The sequence below is a fragment of the Streptomyces hainanensis genome, assembly GCF_004348415.1.
Taxonomy (GTDB): Bacteria; Actinomycetota; Actinomycetes; order Streptomycetales; family Streptomycetaceae; genus Streptomyces; species Streptomyces hainanensis.
Window position 1 is genome coordinate 1 of the sequence record NZ_SMKI01000540.1, and the last position, 4,740, is coordinate 4,740.

Annotated in this window: 5 protein-coding genes and 2 pseudogenes; 3 read left to right on the plus strand and 4 right to left on the minus strand. The window is 73.6% G+C overall.

What is annotated here, in order from left to right:
• Window positions 1-211, minus strand: a pseudogene (locus tag E1283_RS39245) (serine/threonine protein kinase); the annotation flags it as partial.
• 64 nt (window positions 212-275) lie between these two features.
• Between E1283_RS39245 and E1283_RS32015 the strand changes: the two are divergent.
• Window positions 276-836: pseudogene (locus E1283_RS32015) on the plus strand (RDD family protein); the annotation flags it as partial.
• Window positions 837-926: 90 nt separating this feature from the next.
• Here E1283_RS32015 and E1283_RS39250 read toward each other — a convergent pair.
• Together E1283_RS39250 and E1283_RS32025 are read right to left on the minus strand one after the other, a co-directional pair.
• Window positions 927-1,232, minus strand: coding sequence for a DUF6204 family protein (locus E1283_RS39250; protein WP_132821675.1), 306 nt, complete (start codon window positions 1,230-1,232; stop codon window positions 927-929).
• A gap of 2 nt (window positions 1,233-1,234) precedes the next feature.
• Complete coding sequence (locus E1283_RS32025; RefSeq protein WP_132821672.1) at window positions 1,235-1,903, minus strand: TetR/AcrR family transcriptional regulator; 669 nt, start codon at window positions 1,901-1,903, stop codon at window positions 1,235-1,237.
• A gap of 79 nt (window positions 1,904-1,982) precedes the next feature.
• On the opposite strand from E1283_RS32025, the gene E1283_RS32030 reads away from it, so the two are divergent.
• Window positions 1,983-2,762, plus strand: a complete 780-nt coding sequence (locus E1283_RS32030) for an ABC transporter ATP-binding protein (protein ID WP_132821673.1) — start codon at window positions 1,983-1,985, stop codon at window positions 2,760-2,762.
• A gap of 9 nt (window positions 2,763-2,771) precedes the next feature.
• Entirely contained in the window at window positions 2,772-3,524 is a 753-nt protein-coding gene (locus E1283_RS32035; protein ID WP_132821674.1) for an ABC transporter permease, read from the plus strand.
• 10 nt (window positions 3,525-3,534) lie between these two features.
• Here the strand turns inward: E1283_RS32035 and E1283_RS32040 are convergent.
• On the minus strand, window positions 3,535-4,740 hold a 1,206-nt coding region (locus E1283_RS32040), incomplete at its 5' end, for a serine/threonine-protein kinase (RefSeq protein ID WP_165956320.1).

The window sequence follows — 4,740 nt, forward strand, 5'->3', positions numbered from 1 at the left end:
GTCGTCGGAACTCGGGGTCGCCGGCGACTTCCGGCCGGATCACCTTGATGGCGATCGGCCGGCCACCCGGCGTGTGCGACAGGTACACCTTGCCCATCCCGCCCTCGCCCAGGCGGTGGGTGAGCCGGTAACCGGCGATGTGGGTCGGGTCTTCAGCGTTCAACGGGGCAGCCACGGCGCTCAACCTAGCCGTGGCCGGAAACCGTCCGATACGGGTAATGAATCAGTTCGGCTACGGAGCCCTACACTGTGGGGCACGTTCTGGGGGAGGGCCGATGGTGCCACGTGCGGCTCGGACGCGGAGGATCTGCGCCTGGCTGGTGGACTTCGCCGTCGCCGTGCTGGTGGCGGTGCAGCTCGCGGCGTTCACCTTCCACCGGATCGGCGCCCAACTCACCGACGCGACCGGCCTGGCGGGGACCACCGCCTGGCAGGTCGTCACCTCGGACGGTGACCTGGTGGGTGCGGGCCGGGACGTCGGGGAGTCGGTGTGGTGGTCGGCGGTCGCCGCCGTCTGGCAGGCGTTCGCCGTGCTGGTCGCGCTCACCTTCCTGTACCACTTCGCCTCGCTCGCGCTGGCGGGCCGCACCCCGGGGCAGGCGCTGCTGGCGCTGTCGGTCGGGCCGCGCGGTGGCGAGGGGCGGCCGGGGCCGCGGCGGTCGGCCGTCCGCGCGGCCGTGGTGACGGTGGTCGACGTCGGCTGGTACGCGCTGGCCTGCTGCCTGTTGGTCGGGGGCGCCGGCACGCTGTCGCTGCTGTGCTGGACCGTCGCCGCGGTGTGTTTCGTCCTCAACGCCTGGCTGGCGCTGACGGGTTCGCGGCGGTCGCTGGCCGACCGGCTCTCCGGCACGGCGGTCGGCAGCGCGTGGCGGGTCGGCGCCGCCTTCGAACGGGTCGGCGGGCTGGTGCGGCGACGGTCGGGACCGTCAGCGCCGCCCGCCCCGGCGGCGGATCCTGATGGTCCGCATGTCGGTGACGGCGACCCGCAGGATCCGGTGCGGGAACCCGTGCGCCTCCAGGGCCGCGACCGCGCGGGCCGTCGCCTCGGGCTCGCCGTCTGTCTCCCGCGCCGCCGGAACCTGGGCGCGGAAGGTGAAGGCGGTCAGGGACGGGTCGTAGGTGAAGGTGCCCGCCTCGGTGAAGGCGGCCTGGAAGAGGTCGGTGGCGGTCAGGCGGGCGCGGTCGGCGTCGCCGAGGGCGTCGAACCTGCCGCGGATGGTCACGCGGAACACGGTTAGTCCTCTCCTGTGGTGTTCTCGCCGGGGGTGTTCTCCCGGGTGGCGTAGCCGAGCAGAGGGTCGCCGAGGGTCGACTCGGCCGCGGCGAGCAGCGCGAGCACGGCCTCGGCGATCGCGTCGGGGCCCTGGCCCGCGGAGATCAGCCGGCCGATCTCGCTGAAGACCAGGGCATGCAGGGCGCCGAGCTGGTGGGCCACCAGGCGGGGAAGCGGGTCGTCGGGGGTGGTGCCCGTCTCCTCGGCCAGCACGGTGGCCAGCTCGGCCGTCATCTGCCGGCCGAGGAGTTCGAGCCGGGCGGTCAGGGTGGGGGCGGCCCGCATCATCAGGTAGACGGGGGCGAAGCCCTCGGTGAGGCCCAGCCTGCGGTCCCTGCGGTGCACCTCGTCCCTGAGCCGGGACAGGATCGCACCGGCGGCGGACTCGCCCACCGCGCGCTCCTGGACGAAGTCGGCGAGCCGCCGCGCGAACAGCTCGCTGGGCGGCAGGACCAGGTCCTCCTTGGCCTCCACGTAGTTGTACAGCGTGTTCACCGACACCTCGGCGGCCTCGGCGACCTCGGCGATCGTCACGTTGTCGAACCCGCGCGCCAGAAACAGCGTCGTGGCCGCCTCGCCGATGCGCTGGCGTGTCTGTCGCTTCTTGCGTTCCCGCAGGCCCTCGCTCATGAGGCCAAGTCTAACCGCATTGCGCTGCAAAACTTAAGTCGATTGCATTTTTGCAGTGCGCTGTGCTTCCATCGGCGCCATGTCCACCACCGTCATCCGGATCCGCGGGCTCACCCGCACCTTCCGGCTCAGTACCGGGCCCGTGCACGCCGTGCGCGGCATCGACCTGACCGCCCGACGCGGCGAGATCCTCGGCTTCCTCGGGCCCAACGGCGCCGGCAAGACCACCACCCTCCGCATGCTCACCACCCTGCTGCCGCCCAGCGGCGGCGAGGCCGAGATCGCCGGCCACGACCTGGTGCGCGACCCCGCGGGGGTGCGCCGCCGCATCGGCTACGTGGCGCAGTCCGGCGGCCTCGACCTCACCTGCACGGGCCGTGAGGAGCTGGTCACCCAGGGACGGCTGCACCGGCTCGACCGGGCCACCGCGCGCGACCGGGCCGAGGAACTCGCCGGCGACCTCGGCCTCACCGACCTCCTCGACCGTCCGGCCGGCACGCTCTCCGGCGGCCAACGCCGCCGGCTGGAGATCGCCCTCGGCCTGGTCAACCACCCCGAGGTGCTCTTCCTCGACGAGCCGACCACCGGACTCGACCCGGGCAGCCGCGCCGAACTGTGGCAGCTGGTCGGGGACGTCCGCGACCGGCACGGCACCACCGTCTTCCTCACCACCCACTACCTGGACGAGGCCGACGCCCTCGCCGACCGCGTCGTCGTGGTCGACGCCGGCACCGTCGTCGCCGAGGGCACCCCCACCGAGCTCAAACGCCGGCACGCCGGCGACCCGACCGCCAGCCTCCAGGACGCCTTCCTCGCCATCACCGGCCGTGGGGCGCCCGAGGCGCCCCTCGCCGTCTAGGAACCCACCGTGAACCTGCTCACCGACACCGGCGTCATCTTCGGCCGCGCGCTGCGCGCCACGCTCCGCTCCCGCACCCAGCTGGCCTTCGCCATGCTCCAACCCGTGCTCTTCCTGGCCCTCTTCGGCCCGCTGCTCACCGAACTCGACCTGGGCGCCGGCGGCTCGTCCTGGCAGGTGCTGGTGCCCGGAGTGCTCGTCCAACTCACCCTGCTCGGCGGCTCGTTCGTGGGGATAGGCCTGCTGATGGACCGCAACACGGGGGTGCTCGACCGGATTCGCGCCACCCCCGTGAGCCCGCTGGCCCCGCTGCTGGGACGCACCCTGCGCGACGTCGTCCAACTGCTCGCGCAGTCCGTCGTCCTCGTGCTGCTCGGGCTCGCCCTCGGCCTGCGGGCCCCGCTCGGCGGCGTGCTGCTCGGCCTGCTCCTCGTGGGCCTGCTCGCGGCGGCGCTGTCCGCCCTCTCCCACGGGCTCGCGATGCGCGTCCGCACCGTTCCGGAGTTCGCCGCCGTCGCCAACACGGCCGCCATGCCGCTGATGCTGCTCTCCGGCCTGCTGCTGCCCATGACCCTGGCGCCCGGCTGGCTGGACGGCGCCTCCCGGGCGGTGCCGCTCCGCTACACCGTCGACGCCGTGCGCGAGGCGTTCCTCGGCCACTACGCCAACGGCACCGTCGCCGCCGGCGTGGCCGTCACCGTCGCCCTGGCCGGGCTCGGCCTGTTCGCTGGCGCCCTGGCCTTCCGCCGACAGCCGGCCTGAGCCGGCCCGGCTACTGCGCCGCGCCGCGCCAGACGGTGAGGTCGATGGTCACGTACTCGGGCGTGAACTCCTTCACCGTGACCAGGCCGATGTCCCCCGTGGCGGTGGTCAGGCAGATCTCCGAACCGGGAGGTGCCTCCTCCTGGATGAAGAGCCGGTCCGTGTACCGCGTCACCGAGCGGCAGGTGTCGAGCGAGCCGGTCTCGTCCTGTCGCAGCAGCGCCATGGTGTTGTCGTCGTCGGTCAGCAGGTGGGGATCGAGGATGAGGTCCGATCCGAGGTATCCGAAGTCCCCCTCGTAGCCCGGGCCGATCTCCGAGTCCACCGGCCGCGGCGGGTCCTCGTACAGCCAGATGATGTAGCCGTGTGAGATGGAGAGGTCTTCGTAGACGGCCGGCTCCGGTTCGGCCGGTGCTTCCGGCGTGGTCTCCGCCGGGGTCTCCGGGGGGCTCGACCCGGTCTCCTCGTCGTCCGGGGTGGGGTCCGAGCCCGTCGGCGTCCGGGATGTCCCGTCACCCGCCGAGTCGTCGGTGCCGGGGCCCTCGTCACCGCCCCCGCTCATCAGCATGGCCCCGATGCCCACGCCGGCCAGCACCGCGACGACGGCAACGGCCGCCAGCAGGACGTTCCGCCCTCGGCCACGTGTCTGTGGGCCCTGACCACCCGGCGGGGTGTGGGCCGGCGCGGCGGACGCGGCCGTGGGGAACGCCGCCGGACGCGGAGGCGGCCCGAACGACGCCGCCGGTTGGGCGGCCAGCGAGGTGACCGTCCGCGCGTGCTGGTCGATCTCGGCGCTCACCGCCGGCGGCAGCCAGCCCTCGGCCGGCAGCGGGGCGCCGTCCGTCAACGGCCGGCACATCCGCACCACCTCCGCGGGGGACGGCCGGTCCGCCGGATTCTTCGCCAGGCACCGCGTCACGACCTCGCGCAACTCCGCCGGCACACCGGACAGGTCGGGCTCCTCGTGGACGATGCGGTAGAGCACGGCGGGAGAGGAGCCGTCTCCGAAGGGCGGGGAGCCGGCCGTGACGAAGACGGCGATCAGGCCGAGGGCGAAGATGTCGGCCGCCGGCGTGACCGGCTGGGCCATCGCTTGTTCCGGTGCCATGAAGGCGGGGGTGCCGGCGGTGACGCCGGTGCGGGTCAGGGCGGTGGTGTCGGCGGCTCGGGCGATGCCGAAGTCGATGACCCGGGGGCCGTCCGTGCCGAGGAGGAC